The sequence below is a fragment of the Moorena sp. genome (assembly GCF_982860115.1).
Genome location: NZ_CEYLVT010000005.1, coordinates 27,229 through 52,077 on the forward strand (window position 1 = coordinate 27,229; position 24,849 = coordinate 52,077).

Genomic DNA, 24,849 nt, shown 5'->3' on the forward strand with positions numbered 1-24,849 from the left:
CTAGATATTTTGTTGAATAAGTATAGCCATGAACCAGGTACCGTTACCTGGTTCATGTTCGTTTTAGCCACTATCAAAAGAAACCTAACACTTTACTAATTAGAACAGCCACCCCTTTTTCAGCTCGATCGGCCTCCCTTAGGGCGCGTTATGCTGCTCCTAATACACCAATCTAACTGTCTGCCTGTAAAATTGAGATCGCTATTCTTGCATCCCGGCATACAACAAACGTGCAAATAACCGTACCCCATCATCCTGCTTCAGCTCTTCATAGGAAGGGGGCTGCCGTAAGCCCACCACCCGCAGATCTGCCAGCAATTCCGGATGAAACTGACAGGTAAACGATCGCCGAACAGTTTTACTTTCAAAATCTCTGTAATTGATGCAAGTCGCAGAACACTCTGTCAAAACCTGATCATCATCATCCGCCGTTGAGCACAAAATTTCAACAGCATCAGGGAGCTGGATCAGCCAAGACAAAGCACTATTGGCTATAATGTGACGGCTGGGAATCAGAGCATCATGAATTAACCGATACGCCCAGTTTGCAAATAAGATTGCCTCTTCGTTGACCTCGTCCGAATGAAACATGGCAATGTTGAGTTCATGCTCATAGGCAATCGACGTATCAATCACCCCTTCATGCTCATCAGCGGTAATCTCATGGGCAACAATCAGTGCGTCAGGAACACCGGAGGTCTCATGGTCAGGGGATTCATACTGGCGCAGCTGGCGATCACCAATCTCTTTTGCTTCGTTGTGAGCTACCGCAAACTCCGGATGCTCCCAATTGTCTGCCACCACACGGCCATCTCGCTTCTTGATGACCAGGGACCGCCCTACTGCCTGGATTTCTTGACAGACACGTTGTAAAGCCCTCAAAGCCTTACCATTGCCATCCCCTTCCAATACATCTTGAGCCAACACTGCCCTGACTGCCCGACGAATCAGACTGATGTGAGCCTGAGCCGCAAGCTGGTGCCCTAAACAAATAAATATGGCAGGTGCACTTGCAGGAGTCCGAGAGAGGAGAATCTGCTCAGATAGACGGAGAAGATCCTGATGGGAGCAACTTGCCCCTGCAAAGGTAGAGGGATTCCGGACAGATGGATCCCCCCCCTCTACCACAATTGCCAATCCTGAGCTGATGACGGGGATCAGTCGCTCTAAATCTAACGGACCTGAGGCCCAATAGGGAAAGAGAATTGAATCACAGTCAGCAACTTTTTGCGCCAAATAAGCCACATTAACCGAGGCACGGACTTCCTCACCTAGGGGGTTACAGCCCACATGTTTCCAGGGTTCAATAATTGCGATCGCATGTCGAAACAACTGAGGATTTGCTATCAACGCAGCCATTGCTTCTGGAGAGTCGATCACTTTTTCGAATGGCTGCCCCTTGCCCCATTCACAGCTGGGATTGTCGGACAGTAAAGAGCCAGTCGATAGAGGATTAGAGGAATGGCGATCGGCCAAAAACCGTCCCAAAAGAATGTGAACGGACTCAAACTGAGAGCCACTATAGCTCAGATAACCTGGCTTGAGTCGCCAGTTACTGGGTGGTGACTGAGTAATCATAAGAATAATTTCACATTGTCTTCAGTATCTTTGTCTTCTCTACCCCGACAAGAATCGGTTCCTAAGAAACCAAGTCTTAGGCCATTGAAGATAGCAGTGCGACACCGACTAGCAGGTAAAAACAAATTACAACATTCCCCAGAGGTTATGTTGGGGTAAATGATGTGGGATTTGCTGGCTTTCAATCAGTATCGATAAGCACTCAAGGAAAATATCACACTTAGCGACAAGTCGCAAGGTTTCGCGCCTTAAAAACTGAATCACCGTGACGGTGGTTGTTTGTGTGTTTGGCTTTCCCCCCAGGGCAAACACATCTAAATTAGATTTACACATCTCCGCCCAGCAGCAACAGATAGAACGCAACAGATAGAACCATTAAAGCAACAGCTCCACCAGCTCAAAAACCGTTCCGCCAAAAACAGCGATGGGATAGTTAAATAAATCTCACCAAAAAGCTACTATTGTAAATAGTTCAAACTTCATCATTACATCTTATTTTTTTTTAAGTGTAATCAACTTAGTTTGACAATTTCCAAATCATTTTATCGAAATTGTAACCACTTCAATAGTGAAACCAAACCATTGATTACTGTTAATGCCATTATAATTTTATACTTATTTCCAAAACGGGTTGTTTATCTAAACACAGCATCCAGACTTCAAACTTGTTCTCTTAAATCAAACAAAGTTAAAGTCAAGTTGTTGTGCCTTGTAAAGAGAATAGCTACCCTTGGTCAAAATTATGATTTATCATCCGCAATTTATCCATTAAAACAGGTATTTAGTCATATTATTTGGATCAAAAATTGCATTTATTATATAGTTTAATCATTCACATATATGTTAAAATTTAATTGTAGATAAATTAACTACTGTTTATAAAGCAAATTAAAAAAATAAGAGCTTTGTGTCTTTTATATCTTCCCTAGCACTCTTTCAAACAGCTCTGCATTTTTAAAGAAGAGGCAAGGGGGTTACTCAGACAGAGGTATTCAGGGGGATCAGAATTTTTGGACAAACAATCTATTAGCAACAACCCCGATACTTCTGTAACTACTACAGGACATGGTTGATTGCTCTTATTCACAACGCTCTTTCTTTATAGTAAGTTGTATTCACCAAAAGCTATAGTAAAAGAACTGGCTTGAACGCCGACTAAACTATGCTAGAACCTGGGAAAGTCCTCCAAAATCGCTATTACCTCCAGCAGCAGCTGAATGACAATCCAGTGCGCCAGACTTGGCTAGCGCAGGATTCGGAGTCTGACACGCAAGTCGTAGTCAAGCTTTTGGCTTTAGGTGGTCCCGTACAATGGGACGATTTGAAACTATTTGAGCGGGAAGCGCAAGTTCTCAAACAACTGGATCATCCTCGGATTCCCAAGTATCGGGATTATTTTTCCCTTGATGAGAGTATCCTGTGGTTTGGACTGGTTCAGGAGTATATCCCTGGTCTATCCCTGAAACAGCAACAGTCTCAAGGGTTTAGATTCTCTCAGCAGCAGGTAAATACTATCGCAGCTGATATTTTAGAAATTCTTCAGTACTTACATCAGCTCAACCCCCCAGTCTTACACCGAGATATCAAGCCAAGCAATCTAATTTGGGGTGAGGACGAGCAAGTATATTTAATCGATTTTGGAGCAGTGCAGGCTAAACCAACTACTGCGGGTGCCACATTTACAGTTGTGGGAACCTATGGTTATACTCCGATGGAACAGTTCGGGGGTCAAGCTGTGCCTGCTTCTGATTTGTATGCCTTAGGGGTGACCTTGATTGAACTGGTGACTGGAGTGGCACCTGCTGAGTTACCTCAGGAAAATTTGCGGATTCAATTTCGTCAACTACTCGGTTCTACGGTTGAGCCTGGCTTAGTGAACTGGCTAGAGAAAATTACAGAACCAGCTGTGGAGCGTCGCTTCAGTGATGCTAAACAAGCTACTGAAGCTTTATACAGTAACCCAGTGGTTCGATCAAACAACACCTCCCCAACTGGTCTGCCAGACACTGTTGTCCGTATCCATAAATCAGCAGAACAACTGATCATTGATATCCCCTCCCACTGGGAAATGATAGTGATGAAACCCCTCAAACATACCCTAAAACAAGCTAGAGGGGTGCTAAAGGGCGTATTTTCTTACTCACTACAGCGGTTCAAGACCTTAGAAAAGTCTAGGCAACGCCGGCTAGTAGTTGGTCTTGCTTTGGGAGCAGTTGTAGCAATTTTATTGGATTTATTTAAGCACCTTATTCTTCAAATATTAGTAATTTTATTAGCAATTCCAGTATCATTACTGCCTTTAGCTATCCCAATTTTTTTAGTGATGTGGATAACATCATTAAACTCTGAAAAAGATTTTTCAGAGGCAGTTCGTATTTGTTTTGATAACAAAAAATTTGAAATTATTAAGGCATCCTTGAGCCGCAAAAAATGGGATCGAGGAGAAAACTCACAAATTAAAGAAGTTTATATTACTGCCTATCGGGATGCACAAGGTAGATACCATCGGGGGATTGCGATCACTACTCAGGTAGAACGACCATCACCCTTTGGTCAAAAATCCCAAACCTACATCTTTGGCGAACAATTACCAGAAGCTGAATTGAATTGGTTAGTTGAAGAAATCCGAGCTTGGTTGGATGTCAAATCTAGTGATTCATCACCAAATGCAGAAGGGTGAAGGTTGTTCGCATACCGTGGCCTTTCGGCCACGGTTAAAGGTTGAAAGTTTAAGGTTAAAGGTTGAAAGTTGAACGCGCACCCGTGGCCGTTCGCGCAGCGTGGCCTACGGCCTTAAGGCCAAGGAACAATTGAAAAACAATCAATACCGAAATTCAGCAACGCGCCCGTTATACCCTTTGGGTATAACGGGAGGGTAATTGGAGTTGAATAATGGTGATTTCAAATGCGATCGCACAAATTAAGGTACCACTACTAAATGCCATGATGGCAGCAGAAACAGTGCGGTTCGGCTGCCAGAAAACTCCAACTAAGGCTCCGAATGCCAAACTCGAAGCTCATCCTAATATACCTTGAAAAAATGCGGCGGTTGCCATAGGGGGCTGGCTGCTTCCAACTAAACGGGCAAGGGGTCTCCCGTTATAATCTCCGATTTAACGGGAGGGGAATTGCCCGACAGTGTCTGGAAGTTCTTAACAGATTGACATGCAGGTCACGCTGCGCGATTGGCCAGAGGCCACGCTTGTGGCCAAAGGCCGACCCTGCTTGAGGTGCGATTGACATGCAGGCCACGCTTGTGGCCAAAGGCCGACCCTGCTTGAGGTGCGAGCGTAAGTGGTATAATCCCATTGTGATACTAACGTACTGCTACAAAATCAAACCAAGTCCCGAACAGATAGCCATCATGGAAAGGTGGCTTGAATTGTTGCGTCGTCACTGGAACTATGCTCTAGGACAACGGCTTGATTGGCTCAATCGGACTCGCTCACCGATTGATAGATGTAGTTTGATTAGTGAGCCGATAGGTGTTATTCCAGAAGCGGTCAACTATTACACTCAGCAGGCAGCCCTCAAAGAAACCAAAAAACTGTTTCCCGAATACAAAAAAATTTATGCAGAAACCCAACAGGTAAATTTACAACGTCTTAACAAAGCGTGGGACAGATGGCGAAAACCTGATGCTAGCGGCAAGCGTGGAGGTAGACCTCGTTTTAAAAAACCTGGAGAGCTTCGTTCGTTTGTTTTTCCTAGAGTGAATACTTCTAAGGCGGGGGCACATTTAGTTGATGGTGTTCTAAAACTAAGCCGAATTGGATCAATGCCTGTCATAATGCATCGACCATTACCTGTTAGCGAAGCTTGCCCGAAGGTCGTAGGCTTTATCCTTAAGCAATGCACTATTGTCAAAAAGGCCGATGGTTGGTACTGCTGTCTTTCATTGAAAGACGATACTGTGCCTGAACTACTACCCATAGATTCAGTCAAGTCTGCCGTCGGTATTGACGTTGGCTTGGAAAAATTTTTGACCACTTCCGATGGCGAGGCGGTACCTATTCCGCAGTTTTACAGGAAGGCTCAGGAAAAGCTTGCTCAGGCTCAGGGAGTAATGTCTCGTCGTGTGAAAGGGTCAAATAACTGGAAAAAAGCCAAACATAAAGTAGCTTTGTTACATCTTCATCTGACCCGATGCAGAAAAGAATTTCATTATCAGGTTGCTCATTGGCTGTGTAGTAAATATGACTTGATTGCTCACGAAAACCTAAATATCAAAGGACTCGCCAAGACTAAGTTGGCAAAATCGATACATGATGCAGCCTGGGGAGCATTCTTGGAAATATTGCAAGTAGTGGCGGTAAAACGCGGCTTGTTAGTCCAGGAAGTTAATCCACGTGGCACAAGTATTGAATGTTTTAATTGTGGCTCTAGGGTCAAAAAAAGTTTAAGTGATTCGGCGAAGCCGACGCTGCGCGAACGCTTTCATTGCTGTTCTAGTTGTAACGTCTTAATTGACCGCGACTGGAATAGCGGGATTAACATTTTGAATCGTGGATTATTGGCGGTTGGACTGCCGCTCAATGGCTGCGGTAAATCAATACAGGATATTGAGGAACAGCAAGTCTCATTTGTGAATTTGAGAAGCCCACATCATAATCTTTGATTTGATGTGGGAGTAGTCACTACTGCTTATTTTATAGCTGCAGACAATAGCTCGATACAAAGGATCAAGTGTGAAGACAAAAGCCATCGATGCCAAAAATTCAGCCTTGGCCTTGGCTTTTAGGGCACGCTACTTGAGGTGCCTTCATCCTTTGGTTGGTAGGTCATGATGGATAGAGGAATACGGAATAGTGTAGTGGCGAGTTTGGACAAGCCAAACTTAAATTTAAGGGATTTGGGTAAGTCTTGCCAGGATACCGATACAAAACCGAAACGGGTGTAAAATGGCCTCAGCCAACCCATACATTCGAGATAAAGAGGCTGAGTTGCCTCTTTGATTAGATTTTCCATAAGATAACTCCCCAAGCCCCGATTGCGCCACTTAGGTGCCACAACCAAACTCCCCAATTCTTGGGCATCGGGAAAGTTGCGCAATTGTCCACAAGCCACCACACGCCCCTCAAATTCAATGACCCGAAACTGAGTCCAACGCAACTGGGTAGGCTCTAGTTTAGCGATCAGAATTAATTTAAGAATTGCCCAGGTATCCTTCGCACAGGCAGGGCGGAAAATACATCCTGGTGGTAACGATGGAGATGGTTTAGTCATCAGCTGTTGTAAATTGAATGTTTGTTCATGGTTGACCATCAACTGTCAACCGTCAACCGTCAACCGTCAAACCTCAACAACAAACCACTCCACAACAAACCACTCCACAACAAACCGTCAGCCTGTCAATTTATCAGTTACCAATTTCATAGGTTAGTTGTGATCTCCGTCAGTCCTGACCCAATACAATAATTGCTACACTCAAAGAAAATTCTGACTGAATGCAAGAGACTGCTCAATATTCCTGTGCCTATTGTGGTGAAACCATTTTGACCTTTGTAGATCTAAGCGCTGGTGAACAGCAATCCTATATCGAAGATTGTCAAGTGTGCTGTCGTCCAAACATTTTGTATGTAAGGGTGGATCAAGAAACTCTCGATATTGAGATTGACAGCGATTATGATGGCTAACTCAAAGGCAGATTGACCCAAGTTCACTCTTGGTAAGGATTTATCATTAGATTTGTGGCTAGCATGGTGCGTCTACCCAGGACCTTGCTACTGATAGGGACAGTAGCGAATCTCACCCATTTGCTCAATCTTAAGGTAAATGCCCATGCCCACTCATGCACTATTATGCTCCAAGCAGTTGCTAGGGGGACTATACGTTAACGAAGAGGAGGAACACTCGGTATTTCCTCTGAAACATACAGACGTTTACGCCAAAATTACCGGTCACATGTCACGGGTAGAGGTGACACAGACCTTTGATAATCCTTTCAGCGAACCCTTAGAAGCGGTCTATATATTTCCACTACCGGATGAAGCGGCGGTGGATCAGATGGAGATTAAATTAAGCGATCGCATAATTGAGGGCAATATCAAAAAACGGGAAGACGCTCAAACTATCTACGAGGAAGCTTGCAGTCAGGGGCGGACTGGGGCACTCTTAGAGCAAGAACGGGATAATATTTTTACTCAATCTCTGGCTCACATTAAACCAGGGGAGCAAATTGAGGTCACCCTTCGCTATACCGATCAGCTACAGTTCCAGGGGGGTAATTATGAATTTGTCTTCCCAATGGTAGTTGGCCCCCGTTTCATCCCTGGTACTCCCATTGATGAGAGTGGGGATACTGACTTCGTTCCCGATGCTTCCCGGATCACTCCACCCTTGATTCCGCCAGACATTCGCTCAGGTCATGACATTGGGGTAACTGTCGAGATTGACGCTGGAGTAGCAATTACAGAGGTTTATTCTACCTCCCATCAGATTAACATTGAACAACTCAACATTGAACAACAGGGGCAAATCCTGCGGGTCAAACTGAGTCAGGAAGACACGATTCCCAACAAAGACCTGATTCTACGCTATAGGATTGCCAAGGAGCAAACTCAGACAACAGTACTTACCCACGCAGATCAACGGGGCAATCATTTTGCTGTGTATCTTATCCCCGCGTTGGACTATAGCACCCATGAGATTGTGCCAAAGGATGTGGTCTTCGTGATCGATACCTCTGGTTCTCAAATGGGGGATCCTCTGCTAAAGTCTCAGGAATTGATGCGTCGGTTTATTAATGGACTCAATCCCAAGGATACCTTTACCATTATTGATGTTTCAGATACGGCTACCCAGCTATCTACCAAACCCTTATCGAATACCCCCCAAAACTGTAGAAAGGCGATTAACTACATCAATCAATTAAAAGCCAACGGTGGGACTTATTTACTCAAAGGTATTCGTAACTTGCTGAATTTACCGACTGCACCAGAGGGACGACTACGGAGTATTGTACTGCTAAGTGATGGCTACATTAGCAATGAGAATCAGGTATTAGCAGAAGTACAGCAACAGCTTAAACCTGGAAATCGCATCTATAGCTTTGGTGTCGGCAGTTCTCCGAACCGGTTTCTGCTCAATCGCTTAGCTGAAATTGGACGGGGAATAGCTAGAATCGTGCGTCAAGATGAACCAACTGAAGCAGTAGCGGAACAGTTTTTCCGTCAAATTAATAACCCAGTGCTAACCAATATTCACGTTACCTGGGAAGGCCCAGGGGAAGCGATAATTTATCCCAATCCCACTCCGGATCTATTTACCCAGCAGCCTTTGGTTATCTGTGGACGTATTTCTCCCATTCAAGAGTTCCAGCCAGAACAGTTGCAGCTTAGTAAGTTGAAGGTTAAAGGTTTGGAGAATAACCAACCCGACTCGAAGGCTACAGCTGAAGAACTTTCAACCAAACAACCAACCCGACTCGAAGGCCAAAGGCGAACAACCAAACAACTTTTAACCCTAACCCCAAACCAACCTTGGCCAAAAGGCCACGTTACCGGAACAACCCCTACTGGTACTCTCAAGATTACGGGTAATAAGGCGGATGGTAGTTACTACGAGAAAAGATTTAACCTCAATTTTGATCAAGCCAACAATCCAGCCATTGCTCAGCTTTGGGGTAGAGCTAGAATTAAACACCTGATGCAGCAAATGTTGAGCTGTGAAACTAAAGCTGGGGTAGAAGCAGTGACGGAAACAGCGTTAAGTTATCAACTATTGTGCCAGTACACTGCTTTTGTTGCTGTCAGTGATCAGGTAGCGGTTGCAGGAGAAAGCCACCTCATATCCATGCAAGTACCAGTAACAATCCCAGAAGGAGTTAACTGGGAAGGCATGAGCAAAAGTACTTTTGCTAGTGCAATTCAGGATAGACTCAGGCTACAGAAGTGGCGTTCAGGGTTGAGAGTAGGGGATAAGGGGAGCACCAGACAAGCAGAAATTGACATCAATTCCAAATTATTGTCTCATGAGCAGGGGAAAAAGGGGACACCGAAGAACTCTAAGATCAACCGATCGTTACTTTTTTCCCTCTCTCCCTTGTCTTCTCCCAACACCTGGTCTTCTCCTATCCCAAGGTCTGCCCTACCAATAAGTGAATATAGGAAATTGGGGGTTAAAACCAAAGCTTGGATTCAACAGTCAGAGTATAGGCAAAACAGGTACCAAGAATCTAAGCCAATTAATGATAATGATAATCCCTATTATACCCATCAGGCATCAAAAATTATCCCTCAGGATTATATTACTTCTAAGAGACTTCAGGATAAAAAAAATCATAATGATAATCCATGTTATAGCCATCAGGCATCAAAAATTATCAATGAGGACTATTTAGCCAATCAATCACCAGATAATTTTGAATTGACCTTGGTCTGTCCTAGATTGATTCAAAAGGTGAAGTCAGAGATATTAAGCTCAGCGGCAATCAGCCATCACAGGTTACAGTTGGTCAGAGTTAAGGGATTAGATGAAATAGGGACAACTTGTTTAACCCAACATCTGCAACGGTTGAACCTACCCCTAGGGGTAGCTGGTGAAATTGTCTTCGAGTTCCTAGTGCGTAGAGGTCGCGTGATCAGGGTGATGTGGGATGAAGCAGCCTCTACCCTGACGGAATTCCAAATGATTGATTTGATTAAGCGATCGCTTTCTTGTTGGCGAGTTCCCCAAACCTCTGTCAAGAGCGTGTGTTTAACCTTACGGATTACCGAAGGTGCAACTCAATGACATCTTGCTTAATCGTGAGATCATAATCTTGATAGAAATTGTGTCCTAGCAGTCCAATTGACAGGGATGGACTAACAGCAACCAGTAGGTTGTTAGCCACAATACCTCCTGCGGCAGCGGAGCCCAAGCGACCCAGGGGTACATCAACTGTACCATTAGCTGTATCCATCGTGGCAGTTCCTTCTGGCTTCAATGCCAAAGCTTTTGCCATTTTTGGGGTAATTGTCACGACGGATGCTCCTGTATCAACCACCATTTCAAAGGTTCGTTTACCATTAAAAGTGACATCAATTACAGGAGTGTTATAGACTCGGCGTTTGATCGGGATTGTAATCACCCCTGAACTGTTTTGCTTTGATATGCCGCAAAGTTTGCCAAGGTCAATCAGATTGCCATTGGCATCCCGCATGAAACAAGGTAAATCGATTTGAGCGTTAGAAACAGCAGGAGTCAGGGTGCTGGTTGTGATTACAAATAATGTTGTTAATAGTTGGATTGGTAAATAGGGTTTCACCTGATTTATTTACTCCAGTATTTTTGATTAGTAGAAACTTTTAGGAAGCATGAAGGCTGAATAGTTAATTATCGCCTAATCCTAGATTACCCAGGGAAACTCTTAAACCAACACTACTCTTAGAGAGAGTTTATAGATACACTTTAATAATAGCTAATCGGTATTGAACCTCCCCACTAATCACGAGGGATGGGGATTCCCAGGCACAACCTAAGTGGCTGTTATTTCCATGGGCGTAACTTTCCCTCGCACCGAGGGTAGCTGGATGGGGTCAATACCCAGTTGTTTTAAACCCCTGTTCCTAATGTTTACACCACCGTTCACATCAGCATCATCGTGATATCCGCATTCAGTACAGAGGAACTTTTCCCCATGTCTATTGTCTGCACTGATGTGATGGCATTTCGGGCATTCAACAGATGTATGCTTAGGGTTGACTTTGATGATCGCTATGCCTGACTTCCCAGCCACGACTTCTACCTTCTTTACTAGTTCTCCCCAGGCGGCTTCAGATATTACACGATTGAGTGCTCTTTTGGCAGATTGTCCGTTGCCATCATATCCACCATCCTGATTGGGCTTGGGTTTGCAACGAGACTTCATACCCTTAATGTTGAGATCTTCAAAAACCAGGGCATCTGTACCATCGGTCAATTTTTTAGCCACTTCCCAATGGTACGCAGAACGCTTGTTGGCTAATCGTTCGTGTAACGACGCAACCTTACTAAAAGATTCTTTGCGGTTATTTGAGCCTTTCTGCTTCCGACTCGCAACTCTTTGTCTTAGTTTCAAGCGCCTTTTTTGACGCTTGAACTTAAGAGTGTTAGATGGGTTTGCAATAGTTTCGCCATCAGAAGTACTGACAAGTTTATTGATACCTAAATCGCATCCTTTGACATAATTTGGGTTGATTTCATCAGTAGTTTTCACCGGAGGTAACGGAACTGATTTGTCCTCGATCTGAATACTGACAAACCAACCCCGTGACTTTCGACGCACGGTCACAGATTTCATCGTGAAACCTGTTGGGATAGGACGAGAATTATAAAATCTCATCCATCCTATTCCGGGCAAGTAAATTCGATTGCCGTCAAGTTTTACTTGACCTGGTGAGTACTTGAAGCTCCGGTAACGAGAAGGTCTTTTCGGTTTGGGATACCCTGCTTCACCTTTAAAGAATTTTGAGAAGGCGGTATCCAACTGTCTGAGCATTTGTTGCAGGACAGTTGAGTGTATTTTTTTGTACCAAGGGCGTTCTTTTTTTAAACTCGGAAGAGTAGAACTTTGAACCTCATAAACACTACGTCTAGGATTTTTCTGGCTTTTCTTCCAAGGATAACCAACAGAGGTTGACTTATTGACCGAGCAAGTCAACGGACACGCCTCTCCACGAGTCCTCAAGTCGCAGTAATTCCCCATTTTAGGTGACTTAACCTGCTCATAGGAATCATTCCTATCCCTTAACAGATAGTTGTACTGCGCTTTGAGCATATCCAGCCACCGATTCATGACAGTCATCTGCTGAGAACTTGGAATGAGCTTGTAGACGTATCCGTATTGCATGGTATCGACCTCTTTATCCGTGCTATCTTAATTATAGATTATAGAATCGTAAAGTGATCAGGAAATGGCTAAAACAGAAACAAAAAAAATGGGAAGACCCTGTATTCACGGGGAACCCAAAGGAGCACATACCATTAGAGTGACGGATACAGCATGGAACGGACTGAAGCGATTAGCTTCCGTTGCCGGTGTAAGTCTGTCCGAATATTTGGAAGCGTTGGGAAAAGCCGGTGTATTGCCTAGTTAACAGATTGTGGCTTACGCCACTTGAGAGGGGAAATTCATCCCCGACCTAAGAGGACTGGGTATTCTTTCCCCTCTCAAACTCTCCTATTTTCGATAAATCAATTAGCAGATAAGGAATCGTTGTTGGCTCGTTATCGGGAAAAGTTTCGGGAGTTATACTGAGAGCTTGCACAAGTACAAAAAAACTTAATAAAGGAAGCGATGCAGCAAGGGAACAGGGGGTTTGCCCCTGTTCCCTTGCTGCATCAAGACAGTGATAGAAATCGATTTCAGTACTGAAATCGATGGGGCAAGGGAACAGGGGAGCCAGTGCCAACTGCACATTTAGCATCGGCCAGCTATCCCCACTGGGTTAGGCATCGCCTTTAGTGCTCAAACAGTTGAGCGAACCATGGGCTAACTGCCTGTTCTCACTCTGTTTTCACTGTGCGATCGCACTCAAGTATGGCCACTATCGGTTATTCAGAACTATCTTCTGCCACATTGGTGGACTCAGACCCTTCGGTCTCTACTGCCGGTTGTTCCGATATCTCCTCAACCACAGTAGTGGACTAAGATTCACTTGGAGTTACCGCCGGTTGTTCAGAACTATCTTCTGCCACATTGGTGGACTCAGACTCCCCGGTCTCTACTGCCAGTTCTTCCGACATCTCCTCAACCACAGTAGTGGACTCAGACTCCCCGGTTTCTACCGCCGGTTGTTCAGAATTATCTTCGATCACACTAATGGACTCAGACTCCCCGGTCTCTACTCCCGGTTCTGCCGATATCTCCTCAACCACAGTAGTGGACTCAGATTCACTTGGTGCTACCACAGGTTCCTCTGATGTAATGTCCAGTTCCTCTCGCGCTTCAGGTGAGGGGCTAGGGGTGACAGGAGAACGTCCGAAGAAACTGCCAAAGCGACTCCAAATGTTTAATTTTGGCTTTTCTGAGGGTTCAGGTAGAGGGGTTACTGATTCAGCTGCAGTAGTTGCGTCCTCAACTGGTGCTGGGGTTTCACTAGCAGGAACCAGCTCTTCTGCTTCCAAAGTTGTTTCCAGCTCAGGTAGGTTGGGCTCAACCTCAGGGGTTGCTTCCTCCAGAATTATTGGCAGTTCACTGGGTGTTACAGATTCCTCTAGTTCTGGTATTTGCTCTGTTTCAGTAGGGGCTAATTCCCCTGGTGATGTAGTTTCTTCTTCTGTAGTTTCTTGTTCTAGGGAAGTCGGTTCAGAGGTGAGAGGTTCTTCAACTATAGGAACAACCGAGGGTATTGGTGTTGGCTCTACTGTAGGCGAAGTAGTCAGAGATGGACTTGGAGCTGGTGTCTCTTCTGGTACAGGTATTGGAGTTGGCGGTGGCTGATAGTTGGGGTCTACAATACCACCAGCTTCCTCAACCGAGAGTTGACCCAGTACTAGCTGGGAAAGGGTGTCTTCACCATTAGGCTGGTAGTTAATCACCTGTACTTTGTTGTTGAAAACATTCTTGACTGGGTTGCCCTGTTCATCCAGAAACTCTAACTCTACCCAGTTTTTGCCCTCTTTAAACCCTGTCAGATAAATCGATTCCCAACGGTCGAGTAGGAAACTTTGACCGTTCACCGTAACCCGAATCTGCCAATCAACACTATCATCATCGAGATTGTCTTGAGGGACTACCTGGAGAGGGGTATTACTCAAGGGGGTATTCGTCAAATAGAAGTCCAGCAGAATCGGCTCTGCTCCGTACTCCCCTTTTGGAACGCTGTAAGTTAGCAGTGGCAGGGCTGGATCTGGGTTGTTCTCGTCAGTTTTAGTAAAGATATGAAATGTGGTCTGGGCATAGGCACCTTTATTTTTGAAGCTTTCATCCCAGGGGCGAGAGGCAAATGCCCGCAAGGTATGGGTGCCAGGGGATAAATCCTCTAGGATTAGAGGTTGGTCTAGGTCATAGATGGCTTGGAAAGGTTGGTTGTCCAGGATGACGTTCAGATGAGGACCTATACCTAGATCGGGATCTTGGAAAATTGGCAAGTCCTGAACCTGAAATTTCACTGATACTGTTGTATCTTCGAGCACCATGTCATCACCAGGTCTGACAATGATGACTTGAGGCTGGTAAGCCTCTAGGCTCTCACTAAGCTCTTGAATAGCTAGGGGTGGCCCTACTTCTGATAACTGATTAACTTGGTTGGTTTGGGAGCTGGCATCGATGCCAAACCGCTTCGATGTCTTGATGCGATCGCTTCCACAGGCCACCAGACCCCAAACTAAAATCGTTGTGATTAGGAAGAAAAAAAGTCTTTTCACCATGATTATCTGGCTGTTCCTACCCAACAAGCCATCTCCTTTGATCACCAGCCTTTAATCTTAACTTACAGGTTGACCTCTAGTCTTGCTGCTTGTCTAATGGTGTTGGTCTATGAGGGTTGGGGTTGCCTATTGGCAGGATGATCAAGTCTGTTTTAACTTTTTCCCTCTTGGTGCCCGTTCCCTTGGTTAGGGGATCTCCCCGGGGTCGCACCCCTGTTTCAAGTCTTCCGCTTTTTTATAAATATGTAGCTTCTGTATTAACCATATCCCTGGACGTTCAACCTTTGAGGGTCGTCTGTATAGATTGGGGACACTTTTTTTAAAATATTTAGCATTTCTTTACGTTTTGTAACATTTTGAATAAATTATCATTGATTTTTTCTATAGTTACTTTTGATTTGTGGTGATGGCGGCTTAGACACAAACAGTGGTATACCTATTGATACTGCTAACTGAGAATAGTTAACGATTATCCAAAAAATTGTTAACTATTTTTAACTGAATTCAAAAAGCGCCTGAAGCAAGACCTATTATCTTCTAAGGGAGGTATCCGTTTTGACGTAAATTCAGAACAGGTCCTTGCTTCCGTTAGAAAGCAGTGATTAAAAAAATGCTTTCTTATCCATAAAAATAAAACTCCCCTAGGGGTATTAGTCGTTCCTTGTCTAGAGAGGAGATTCCTCATGCCACTCGAGGTCGATAACGACCCGGTACCAGCTTCTTTTGAGAAGTGGGGTAAGCCAGGTCATTTTGATCGAACCCTAGCGAGAGGTCCCAAAACCACCACTTGGATTTGGAACCTTCACGCTAACGCTCATGATTTCGATAGTCATACCAGTGACTTAGAAGACGTTTCTCGGAAAATTTTTAGTGCACACTTCGGTCACCTAGCCGTTGTCTTTGTTTGGTTGAGCGGCATGTACTTCCATGGTGCTCGTTTTTCCAACTACGAGGCATGGCTGAGTGATCCCACTACTATTAAGCCCAGTGCTCAAGTGGTTTGGCCTGTGGTTGGTCAAGGCATTTTGAATGGCGATGTTGGTGGGGGCTTCCACGGCATCCAAATCACCTCTGGTTTCTTCCAGCTGTGGCGTGCTTCCGGTATCACCAATAGCACCCAACTGTACGCAACAGCTATTGGTGGTCTGGTAATGGCAGCCCTGATGCTATTTGCTGGCTGGTTCCACTACCACAAGAAAGCTCCGAAACTGTCATGGTTCCAGAGCGTGGAGTCGATGATGAACCACCACTTAGCCGTGCTGCTGGGCTGCGGCTGCCTGGGTTGGGCAGGTCACCAGATCCATGTGTCTTTGCCCATCAACAAGCTCTTGGATTCTGGGGTGGCTCCTAGTGAGATTCCACTGCCCCATGAGTTCTTATTCGATCAGAGCTTTATGGCAGATCTTTATCCCAGTTTTGCTCAGGGCATAACCCCCTTCTTCACCCTGAACTGGGGCGTCTACTCTGACTTCCTCACCTTCCATGGTGGTCTGAATCCAGTAACCGGTGGATTGTGGTTGTCAGATACTGCTCACCATCACTTAGCTCTAGCAGTCCTGTTCATCATTGCTGGCCACATGTACCGTAATTCCTACGGTATTGGTCATAGCATGAAGGAAATTCTAGAGGCTCATAAGGGTCCGTTCACTGGTGAAGGACACAAAGGTCTTTATGAAATCCTGACTACTTCTTGGCATGCCCAGCTAGCGATTAACCTAGCCATGCTAGGCTCCCTGACCATAATTGTGGCTCATCATATGTACGCGATGCCTCCGTATCCGTACCTTGCCACAGACTATGGTACTCAGCTGTGCCTATTCACCCACCATATGTGGATTGGTGCCTTCTGTATTGTAGGAGGTGCAGCCCATGGTGCTATTTTCATGGTGCGGGACTATGACCCAGCCAAGAATGTGAACAACCTACTAGACCGGGTGATCCGTCACCGCGATGCAATTATCTCTCACCTGAACTGGGTGTGTATCTGGTTAGGTTTCCATTCCTTTGGTCTTTACATTCACAACGATACAATGCGGGCTTTGGGTCGTCCTCAGGATATGTTCTCTGATACGGCGATTCAACTACAGCCAATCTTTGCCCAGTGGATTCAAAACATCCACAACGTAGCGCCGGGAGGAACTGCTCCCAATGCTTTGGAAACAGTTAGCTATGCCTTTGGCGGAGGCGTTGTAGAAGTAGGCGGTAAAGTGGCAATGATGCCGATTGAGCTGGGTACTGCGGACTTTATGGTTCACCATATCCATGCCTTCACCATCCATGTCACTGTACTAATTCTGCTCAAAGGGGTACTGTTTGCCCGTTCGTCACGTCTGATCCCCGATAAAGCTGAGCTAGGCTTCCGCTTCCCCTGCGATGGTCCAGGTCGTGGCGGTACCTGCCAAGTATCCGGTTGGGATCATGTTTTCCTAGGCTTGTTCTGGATGTATAACTGCATCTCTGTGGTTATTTTCCACTTCAGCTGGAAGATGCAATCTGATGTCTGGGGAACAGTATTCCCGGATGGCACTGTGTCTCACATTGCCAATGGCAACTTTGCCCAAAGTGCGATCACCATCAATGGCTGGTTACGGGACTTTTTGTGGGCACAAGCCTCAAATGTAATCACATCTTACGGCTCAGCTCTGTCGGCATACGGCATAATGTTCCTAGCTGGTCACTTCGTCTTTGCCTTTAGCCTGATGTTCCTATTTAGTGGTCGTGGATACTGGCAAGAACTGATCGAATCCATCGTTTGGGCTCATAATAAATTGAAAGTAGCCCCATCAATTCAGCCTCGTGCTCTGAGCATCACTCAGGGTCGGGCTGTGGGGGTAGCTCACTACCTCCTGGGAGGAATCGTCGTTACCTGGTCATTCTTCATAGCACGAATCCTGTCAGTGGGATAACTGCTTACCAGGAATCGATGCGAAACCTTGAGTGGGATACCATAACCTGTGTCTCGCCTGTCGATACCCTAAGCAACCTGGAACTTCGGTTCCAGGGGGTTAATTAAGAAAAAACAATGAGCAGCATGATTGCATAAGTCTCATAGGTCAGCGAGGAGAATTTCCTTAAAAGCATATGGCAACAAAATTTCCAAAATTTAGCCAGGACCTCGCTCAAGATCCGACAACACGTCGAATCTGGTACGGGATTGCCACAGCCCATGACTTTGAAAGCCATGATGGCATGACCGAGGAGAATCTATATCAAAAGATTTTTGCTTCTCACTTCGGCCATCTTGCAATCATTTTCTTGTGGACTTCTGGCACTCTGTTCCACGTCGCCTGGCAAGGTAACTTTGAAGAGTGGATTAAAGATCCTGAAACTATTAAGCCCATCGCCCACGCGATTTGGGATCCCCAATTTGGCTCAGGGGCAATTGATGCCTTCACCCAAGCTGGTGCTTCTAGCCCCGTAAATATCGCCTATTCCGGTGTTTACCACTGGTTTTACACCATTGGTATGACAACCAATAACCAACTGCATGGTGGTGCCATGTTCTTGTTATTGTTGTCATCCCTATTACTGTTTGCAGGTTGGTTGCACTTACAGCCTAAATTCCGCCCCAGCTTGAGCTGGTTCAAGAATGCAGAGTCTAGGCTGAATCACCACTTGGCAGGTTTGTTTGGTGTTAGCTCCTTAGCTTGGGCAGGTCACTTGATTCACGTGGCTATCCCCGCATCTCGCGGACAGCGGGTTGGTTGGGATAACTTCCTGAGTGTCAAACCCCACGCAGCTGGATTAGGACCTTTCTTTACCGGGAATTGGGGAGTCTATGCCCAGAACCCAGATACCGCTGGACACATCTTTGGTACCTCTGACGGTGCAGGGACAGCGATTCTGACCTTCTTGGGTGGCTTCCATCCCCAGACTGAGTCCTTGTGGCTGACCGATATCGCCCATCACCACTTGGCGATCGCAGTGATCTTCATCATTGCCGGTCATATGTACCGCACCAACTGGGGTATTGGTCACAGCATCAAGGAGATTCATAGCGCCCACAATCCGCCAGCAAGTACTCCCTTTGGGGGCATGTTAGGTGAGGGTCACAAGGGTCTATATGACACCATCAACAACTCTCTCCACTTCCAGTTAGGGTTAGCCCTGGCTTGTTTGGGTGTGGTCTGTTCCTTGGTAGCCCAACATATGTATGCGATGCCGTCCTATGCATTCATAGCCAAGGATCACACCACGATGGCAGCACTGTATACTCACCATCAGTACATTGCTGGTTTCTTGATGGTTGGAGCATTCGCTCATGGTGCTATCTTCTTTGTACGGGATTATGACCCAGAGGCTAATAAGAATAATGTGTTAGCCCGGATGCTGGAACACAAAGAAGCTCTGATTTCTCACCTGAGCTGGGTAACTCTGTTCTTAGGTTTCCACACCTTAGGACTCTATGTCCACAACGACGTCGTGGTTGCTTTCGGCACCCCCGAGAAGCAAATCCTGGTTGAGCCAGTATTTGCTCAGTTCATCCAAGCGGCTCACGGTAAACTGCTATACGGCTTTGACACTCTGCTGTCCAATTCCGATAGCTTAGCTGCTGGCGCTGGTGCAGCTTACCTTCCTGGCTGGCTCGATGCCATCAACAGCGGAGCTAACTCCCTGTTCCTGACCATTGGTCCTGGCGATTTCTTGGTACACCATGCGATCGCTCTAGGTCTGCACACCACCACCCTGATTCTAGTCAAGGGTGCGCTGGATGCCCGTGGTTCCAAGCTAATGCCCGATAAGAAGGACTTCGGTTACGCCTTCCCTTGTGATGGTCCTGGTCGTGGCGGTACTTGCGACATCTCTGCTTGGGATGCCTTCTACCTCGCCATGTTCTGGATGCTGAACACCTTAGGTTGGTTGACCTTCTACTGGCACTGGAAGCATCTGTGCGTCTGGCAAGGTAACGTGGCTCAGTTCAATGAGAACTCTACTTATCTCATGGGCTGGTTCCGGGATTACCTGTGGGCTAACTCTGCTCCGTTGATCAATGGTTACAACGTCTATGCTACGAACAACCTGTCGGTCTGGGCTTGGATGTTCCTGTTGGCACACCTAGTGTGGGCAACTGGTTTCATGTTCCTGATCTCGTGGCGTGGTTACTGGCAAGAGCTAATCGAAACCTTGGTCTGGGCACACGAGCGTACTCCTCTGGCTAACTTGGTTAGCTGGAAGGATAAGCCTGTTGCACTGTCCATCGTTCAAGCTCGTCTGGTTGGTTTAACCCACTTCACGGTTGGTTATATACTTACCTACGCGGCATTCTTGATTGCCTCGACAGCTGGTGCATTTGGCTAATGGTTGCTGAAACTAGCTTTTTAGGTATTTAAATTGTAGGTAATTAATTTAAATCTCCTGCCTTCCGGTGGGGGATTTTTTGTTGTTTACCAAAAGCGGTTGACCGTAGGTCACGCTACGGGAACGGAGATTACGAACAGGTAAACAACCGCTGAAACCTTGATTATTTCTTTAGTTTTACGTCTACTGAATAGAATTCCATGACTTGGCAGGCGCAAAACTATAGCGCTATATCACATCTCAGTGATTATCAGTCAAAATAGTATTGACAAAAATTAGAAAATGTGGTAAACACTACAACTAGTGAATCATTTAAATGAACAACTATCTCGCTCTGTGACTGATTCACCCAGAATCAGGTAACTCTGCTCTACTTAAATCTTGTCATACCATCTCGACAGTAGTACTGAGTACAGATTTTGCCTATGTAACGTGCTTGCGTATGTCCTGTTAATTGTTTGTCTTGACAAATTAATTGTTTGTCTTGACAAATTAATTGTTTGTCTTGACAAAGTTAATACTATATCAGAAACTGTAATAGTAATTGGGGCGCGAATAGCAACCGTGCCAAAAACTCTTCAAAAAACTACCAATTAACCCCTCTGAGAATTCGAAGCCTCAGACCCTTAATATATCGTTATCGAACGCAAAAGTTAGCAATACTTAAGCTCTGAAAGCCTTACTGAAAAAGGGATTACCCTAAGCGCTTAAGTTGTTTTGCAGTTGCTATTCATCCCCCTAATTGGAATAGTGAAAGATTGGTTATGGATTTTTTCAGTCCTTTTCTACGCAAGATCTTGATTGTTTTGTTTGCATGTGTTTTTTTGTCCGTAAGCACATTTACTGAGGATGCTATTGCTGATAGTACCGCATCAAATGTAAGAAAGCCTTATATTCGCTATGACGCTAAGAGCGAGGATGGGAAAAGGAACCTCGCCTCTCTCAAGAAAGCTCTCAGCATAATGAAAGATAAGAAATGTACAGACCCACTGAGCTGGTATTACCAAGGTGCCATTCACTGGGTCCCGACTAAAGGAAATGAGTTATCAGGAATCGCTGCTAAGAATGAGCTTTGTCCCGAGTATTCCAATTTTAAGTTTGATGAAAAGACATTGAACGGTCGCTATCCTGGCAGTGATAAATTGAGGGCTTCTTGGGATAACTGTACCCATGCTAACAATCAGGCTGCTCAGAGTTCAGGTATTCACTTTTTGCCTTGGCACCGACTTTATTTGGATCATTTTGAAAAAATTGTGCGCGAATTGTCCGACGATCGAAATTTCAGCCTTCCTTATTGGGACTATATCAGCTTAGACGATGATGAAATACCTAAGACTAAGCCGCTCATAGAGCGGCTCACTATGCCCGAAGAGTTTCAGCACTCTCGTGATGATAGCAAATCTGATAATAGCAACTCCCTCTATGAGTCGGGACGAGATTTTAATTTGAATCATGGGAAACCCATTGATATTGATCCTCATTTTTCTAAAATTTTTCGTAGGCAGTTAGAAAATGATTTCCAAAATATTAAGGATGCTCAGACATTTAAGGATTTTTCCAGTCTCTTAGAGAAGGGTATACACGGGAAAATGCATACTTATATTGGCGGTGGGTTTGCAGAATATTATAAGAACAAATCGTATCTGCCTATTCCTTTTAATAAAATATTTAACCGCTATTTTCAGGAGAATGAAATCCCACAGTATGGCTTAATGGCCAGTGTGGAAAGTGCGGGCTTTGACCCCATATTTTGGCTCCATCACGCGAACATCGACCGCCTGTGGGCGCAATGGACTAAGAAGAAAAATATACATGTTTCACAACAGGAATTGGAGCAAGTTAGTTGGCCTTATCAATTTTTTGAAACAAGCGGTGAGGCTAAAGGCTACACTATGCAGGAGGTCCATCATGCTGTATACAACACAGACTATAATTACGATGATATCTCTATTCCGAATTACTCTGATAATGACAAGTCAGAGACAAAGGCTAGTTCCCCCCCTAAAACAACCCTGGGTGAGAATAAGACTACGACAACTATAGGAAGAGATAAAAATTTGAACTTGACGATTGAGGTGAACAATCTGTACCGCGAGCTACTGAAATCATTGCAGCCTAATAATGGTGAGAAGTATACTTCACCTCGTTTAAAGTTGGACGTAAACGTCACCTATACAGGAAAACCGCGCGGTCTCTACGAAATCTATCTCAATTTGCCCAAGGACCAATCTGAAAAGAATGAGATAATGAAAGACGAAAATACATTGATTGACACCTACCTTGTGGGTGGTATGACTTTCTTCGTATTAGATAGCGAGATTCCTAAATCAAAAAAATTTACATTTTCTATTTCTGATATTCTATATAAGCAAATTAATAACTTCTCTCAGTTCAATCCACATTCTGTTTCCATTGAGATTAACCAGGATAAAACACGTGTGAATGATCGGCTAACTGTTGACAGCATTGTCATTTACGCTCAGAATTAACGGGCGCTATTCTTTCCTCCTATCTTTCTGAATCAGGACTTACGCAAAGACCCTAAATATAGCTCAATGCCCCGAGGCTATCGCTCTTGAACTGAGAGCGATAGCCGCAATTTTAAGAATCAAAACCCCAATAATTCTCGGCATTAAACCCCTGTTCATGTAATTTTATTCATGGGGTCGTTTTAGCACTCTCTATTGACAATAAATTCTAGGGAATATATAGTGGGTATCAACTGGCCTATTTAAAATAATTAATGGAGCTAATAAATGATGCGTAAAGAAGACAATAGTAAAACAAAAGTCGGTATTTATCTCTACGAGAATATCACTATGCTAGATGTTTATGGACCATTGCAATTCTTCAATACGGTTGACGAGTTTTCTCACTTTACATTTTCAGAGGATGGCGAACCTGTAACAGCCGATTCTGGTATAGATCTGCTCCCATGCTACGGGTTTGATAATTGTCCCGATATTGACGTTCTGGTTGTTGGCGGTACCGGCGATGTATTGTCCCAGTTGAAAGAACTAAAAAAAGAAAAAAAAGACAAAAAATACAAACAAAAAAACCCGCTCGAATTCCTTCGGGAAAAAGGCGAAAACGCTCAATATGTCACCTCTGTCTGTACGGGAGCGTTTATCCTGGCCGAAGCTGGGCTCCTTGATGGACACAAGGCGGCAACGTATTGGGCTTATTCAGAACTACTCAACTGCTACCCCAATGTCACACCGGTGGATGAACGGGTGTGCATCGACCGCAACCGGATTACTGGTGGCGGGGTTACTGCTGGCATGGACTTTGCCCTTGTGGTGATTTTGGAGGTCCTTAGCAAGCTGTATGAAGAGGACAAAAGCAAGAGTTATGACCCCAAGTTCTTTGCCCTTGAGGAGGTCAAGCGAACGCAGCTGTCTCTCGAATACAGGCCAGAACGGCGTTTCAATTATACACCAGATAATGCACCAGAAACAGCCCATGAGCTCCGCCGTCAGATGTCAAAAATGTATAAGTGGGATAAGCTTCGGAAATACTTAAATTGCCAGGAAAGGGGCGCATGATGAGTGGGTGCCTTAAAGCTGTTGGAATCGTTCAGGGGGGGTAGTTGCACCCTCAACGGACCGATTCATCTGCGCTGTATTTGCCCGATTAGGAGCGACTCTCCGGTGCGCGTTCAACAGATTTTGGCTATGTAGCGTGCTTGCGTATCTCCTGTTAATGTGACTGACGGACACTTTTTTTTGTAGATTTAGCACTACATTTAGGCGCAGACATCAAATTCCTGAATCATCAGAGTTGGTAATCTTTCGATAGTAGCGGTCACGAGCTTTTTGGGAAGCGAAACCAGACATAGAGTAGACCTTTTGCATAAGTCTCATAAACCGTGGGTGTTGACAAGGCAAAAGGCAAGAGGCAAGAGGCAAAAGGCTGACTGCCCGAGCTACCCTCGATCTGCGCCATCTAAACACCATTACCTGGATGGTGAGTGCCTTAATTAGCAGTGGTTGAGGAATTATTTAAGCGACAGTAAGTCGGGAGCCAAAGAAGCTCGAAGACTCCCGCATCCGCAATGGCGAGCTCTCCAACGGCTCTACGAGCGTGGCTGCGGTGGCACTACTGTAGGGCACGACTCAAGGCATGGCTGTTCAACTACTTTGTCTGCGACGGAAGATCGTTCCCGTAGCGTGACTGCATGTCAATCCTCATTGTCATGCATGGTATGAGCTACCTGAAAATTGGTCTGCACTCTCCACTTTTATTATAAGTGATTAGACTTTGTCCGTAAATCCAAAGCCCTTTGGAATGCCGAGGTTAACTGGCGCACAGCCATGGCTTACGATGGAACCCAAGCTTTGATAGAAGCCCTCAAACGTAATCCTACTCGTGCTGGTGTTCAAGAAGCCCTATCAGCCTCAGACTTTTTAGCCCCTGGAGTATCTGGTTCAATTCGGTTTTTGCGTTCAGGCGATCGCAATGGCTCAGTCCAACTGGTAAAAATTCGTCCGAATCCGAACACTTCCAGCGCTTACGATTTCCTGCCCATACCCTCTAATTAGTTTTAGAACTTTTAGTTAGCTAATAGCTTACTATTATAGTCTAATAATTAACTAATAATTGTCGCCACCCAGGGTATTAGCACAGGATTCAACAAACTAA

General features: G+C 45.1%; 17 protein-coding genes. 11 read left to right on the forward strand and 6 right to left on the reverse strand.

Features of this window, described 5'->3' with window-relative positions; genetic code table 11:
• Positions 1 to 201: 201 nt before the first annotated feature.
• Complete coding sequence (locus tag AC4II3_RS01755) at positions 202 to 1,578, reverse strand: hypothetical protein (protein WP_488007068.1); 1,377 nt, start codon at positions 1,576 to 1,578, stop codon at positions 202 to 204.
• A gap of 1,162 nt (positions 1,579 to 2,740) precedes the next feature.
• Here AC4II3_RS01755 and AC4II3_RS01760 point away from each other — a divergent pair.
• The 3 genes from AC4II3_RS01760 to AC4II3_RS01770 all read left to right on the forward strand — a co-directional run bounded on the left by AC4II3_RS01760 (position 2,741) and on the right by AC4II3_RS01770 (position 6,196).
• Positions 2,741 to 4,258: a serine/threonine protein kinase gene (locus AC4II3_RS01760; protein ID WP_488007070.1), complete on the forward strand. Its 1,518-nt coding sequence runs from the start codon at positions 2,741 to 2,743 to the stop codon at positions 4,256 to 4,258.
• 212 nt (positions 4,259 to 4,470) lie between these two features.
• Entirely contained in the window at positions 4,471 to 4,614 is a 144-nt protein-coding gene (locus AC4II3_RS01765; protein ID WP_488007106.1) for a hypothetical protein, read from the forward strand.
• A 274-nt stretch (positions 4,615 to 4,888) separates the two neighbouring features.
• Positions 4,889 to 6,196 (forward strand): RNA-guided endonuclease InsQ/TnpB family protein, encoded by a 1,308-nt coding sequence (locus tag AC4II3_RS01770; RefSeq protein ID WP_488007072.1) that lies wholly within the window; start codon positions 4,889 to 4,891, stop codon positions 6,194 to 6,196.
• A gap of 119 nt (positions 6,197 to 6,315) precedes the next feature.
• Here the strand turns inward: AC4II3_RS01770 and AC4II3_RS01775 are convergent, their stop codons facing one another.
• The gene (locus tag AC4II3_RS01775) at positions 6,316 to 6,804 is read right to left on the reverse strand and encodes a GNAT family N-acetyltransferase (RefSeq protein WP_488007074.1); all 489 of its coding nucleotides are present in this window, start codon (positions 6,802 to 6,804) and stop codon (positions 6,316 to 6,318) included.
• A gap of 221 nt (positions 6,805 to 7,025) precedes the next feature.
• Here AC4II3_RS01775 and AC4II3_RS01780 point away from each other — a divergent pair, with 221 nt between their 5' ends.
• Positions 7,026 to 7,214 (forward strand): CPXCG motif-containing cysteine-rich protein, encoded by a 189-nt coding sequence (locus AC4II3_RS01780; protein ID WP_287295308.1) that lies wholly within the window; start codon positions 7,026 to 7,028, stop codon positions 7,212 to 7,214.
• 139 nt (positions 7,215 to 7,353) lie between these two features.
• Complete coding sequence (locus AC4II3_RS01785) at positions 7,354 to 10,311, forward strand: VIT domain-containing protein (protein ID WP_488007076.1); 2,958 nt, start codon at positions 7,354 to 7,356, stop codon at positions 10,309 to 10,311.
• On the opposite strand, the gene AC4II3_RS01790 is transcribed toward AC4II3_RS01785, so the two are convergent.
• Both AC4II3_RS01790 and AC4II3_RS01795 read right to left on the reverse strand, forming a co-directional pair.
• Entirely contained in the window at positions 10,289 to 10,825 is a 537-nt protein-coding gene (locus AC4II3_RS01790) for a retropepsin-like aspartic protease family protein (protein WP_488007078.1), read from the reverse strand. The two genes, AC4II3_RS01785 and AC4II3_RS01790, sit on opposite strands and share 23 nt — an antisense overlap.
• 210 nt (positions 10,826 to 11,035) lie before the next feature.
• Complete coding sequence (locus AC4II3_RS01795) at positions 11,036 to 12,388, reverse strand: RNA-guided endonuclease InsQ/TnpB family protein (RefSeq protein WP_488007080.1); 1,353 nt, start codon at positions 12,386 to 12,388, stop codon at positions 11,036 to 11,038.
• An 88-nt stretch (positions 12,389 to 12,476) separates the two neighbouring features.
• Between AC4II3_RS01795 and AC4II3_RS01800 the strand changes: the two genes are divergently transcribed.
• The gene (locus AC4II3_RS01800) at positions 12,477 to 12,635 is read left to right on the forward strand and encodes a hypothetical protein (RefSeq protein WP_229415370.1); all 159 of its coding nucleotides are present in this window, start codon (positions 12,477 to 12,479) and stop codon (positions 12,633 to 12,635) included.
• Positions 12,636 to 12,680: 45 nt separating this feature from the next.
• On the opposite strand, the gene AC4II3_RS01805 is transcribed toward AC4II3_RS01800, so the two are convergent.
• Positions 12,681 to 12,965 carry a hypothetical protein gene (locus AC4II3_RS01805; protein ID WP_488007082.1) on the reverse strand — a complete coding sequence of 95 codons (285 nt, stop codon included), beginning with the start codon at positions 12,963 to 12,965 and terminating at the stop codon, positions 12,681 to 12,683.
• Between the two features lie 220 nt (positions 12,966 to 13,185).
• Complete coding sequence (locus tag AC4II3_RS01810) at positions 13,186 to 14,910, reverse strand: hypothetical protein (protein WP_488007084.1); 1,725 nt, start codon at positions 14,908 to 14,910, stop codon at positions 13,186 to 13,188.
• A gap of 683 nt (positions 14,911 to 15,593) precedes the next feature.
• Here AC4II3_RS01810 and psaA point away from each other — a divergent pair.
• The 5 genes from psaA (at position 15,594) to AC4II3_RS01835 (ending at position 24,749) form a co-directional block, all read left to right on the forward strand.
• A complete protein-coding gene (gene psaA / locus AC4II3_RS01815) occupies positions 15,594 to 17,816 on the forward strand; it encodes a photosystem I core protein PsaA (protein ID WP_488007086.1) in 2,223 nt (740 codons plus the stop codon).
• Positions 17,817 to 17,991: 175 nt separating this feature from the next.
• Entirely contained in the window at positions 17,992 to 20,208 is a 2,217-nt protein-coding gene (psaB, locus tag AC4II3_RS01820; RefSeq protein ID WP_488007088.1) for a photosystem I core protein PsaB, read from the forward strand.
• Positions 20,209 to 20,972: 764 nt separating this feature from the next.
• Positions 20,973 to 22,697 carry a tyrosinase family protein gene (locus tag AC4II3_RS01825; protein ID WP_488007090.1) on the forward strand — a complete coding sequence of 575 codons (1,725 nt, stop codon included), beginning with the start codon at positions 20,973 to 20,975 and terminating at the stop codon, positions 22,695 to 22,697.
• 267 nt (positions 22,698 to 22,964) lie between these two features.
• Positions 22,965 to 23,753 carry a DJ-1/PfpI family protein gene (locus tag AC4II3_RS01830; protein WP_488007092.1) on the forward strand — a complete coding sequence of 263 codons (789 nt, stop codon included), beginning with the start codon at positions 22,965 to 22,967 and terminating at the stop codon, positions 23,751 to 23,753.
• Between the two features lie 768 nt (positions 23,754 to 24,521).
• Positions 24,522 to 24,749: a hypothetical protein gene (locus AC4II3_RS01835; RefSeq protein WP_488007094.1), complete on the forward strand. Its 228-nt coding sequence runs from the start codon at positions 24,522 to 24,524 to the stop codon at positions 24,747 to 24,749.
• Positions 24,750 to 24,849: the final 100 nt, after the last annotated feature.

Excerpts from the sequence above, each read along its gene's own strand:
- AC4II3_RS01755 (WP_488007068.1), bottom strand. The coding sequence starts at position 1,578 with ATGATTACTCAGTCACCACCCAGTAACTGGCGACTCAAGCCAGGTTAT.
- AC4II3_RS01760 (WP_488007070.1), top strand. The coding sequence starts at position 2,741 with ATGCTAGAACCTGGGAAAGTCCTCCAAAATCGCTATTACCTCCAGCAG.
- AC4II3_RS01765 (WP_488007106.1), top strand. The coding sequence starts at position 4,471 with ATGGTGATTTCAAATGCGATCGCACAAATTAAGGTACCACTACTAAAT.
- AC4II3_RS01775 (WP_488007074.1), bottom strand. The coding sequence starts at position 6,804 with ATGACTAAACCATCTCCATCGTTACCACCAGGATGTATTTTCCGCCCT.
- AC4II3_RS01780 (WP_287295308.1), top strand. The coding sequence starts at position 7,026 with ATGCAAGAGACTGCTCAATATTCCTGTGCCTATTGTGGTGAAACCATT.
- AC4II3_RS01785 (WP_488007076.1), top strand. The coding sequence starts at position 7,354 with ATGCCCATGCCCACTCATGCACTATTATGCTCCAAGCAGTTGCTAGGG.
- AC4II3_RS01795 (WP_488007080.1), bottom strand. The coding sequence starts at position 12,388 with ATGCAATACGGATACGTCTACAAGCTCATTCCAAGTTCTCAGCAGATG.
- AC4II3_RS01800 (WP_229415370.1), top strand. The coding sequence starts at position 12,477 with ATGGGAAGACCCTGTATTCACGGGGAACCCAAAGGAGCACATACCATT.
- AC4II3_RS01805 (WP_488007082.1), bottom strand. The coding sequence starts at position 12,965 with ATGCTAAATGTGCAGTTGGCACTGGCTCCCCTGTTCCCTTGCCCCATC.
- AC4II3_RS01810 (WP_488007084.1), bottom strand. The coding sequence starts at position 14,910 with ATGGTGAAAAGACTTTTTTTCTTCCTAATCACAACGATTTTAGTTTGG.
- psaA (WP_488007086.1), top strand. The coding sequence starts at position 15,594 with ATGCCACTCGAGGTCGATAACGACCCGGTACCAGCTTCTTTTGAGAAG.
- psaB (WP_488007088.1), top strand. The coding sequence starts at position 17,992 with ATGGCAACAAAATTTCCAAAATTTAGCCAGGACCTCGCTCAAGATCCG.
- AC4II3_RS01825 (WP_488007090.1), top strand. The coding sequence starts at position 20,973 with ATGGATTTTTTCAGTCCTTTTCTACGCAAGATCTTGATTGTTTTGTTT.
- AC4II3_RS01830 (WP_488007092.1), top strand. The coding sequence starts at position 22,965 with ATGATGCGTAAAGAAGACAATAGTAAAACAAAAGTCGGTATTTATCTC.
- AC4II3_RS01835 (WP_488007094.1), top strand. The coding sequence starts at position 24,522 with ATGGCTTACGATGGAACCCAAGCTTTGATAGAAGCCCTCAAACGTAAT.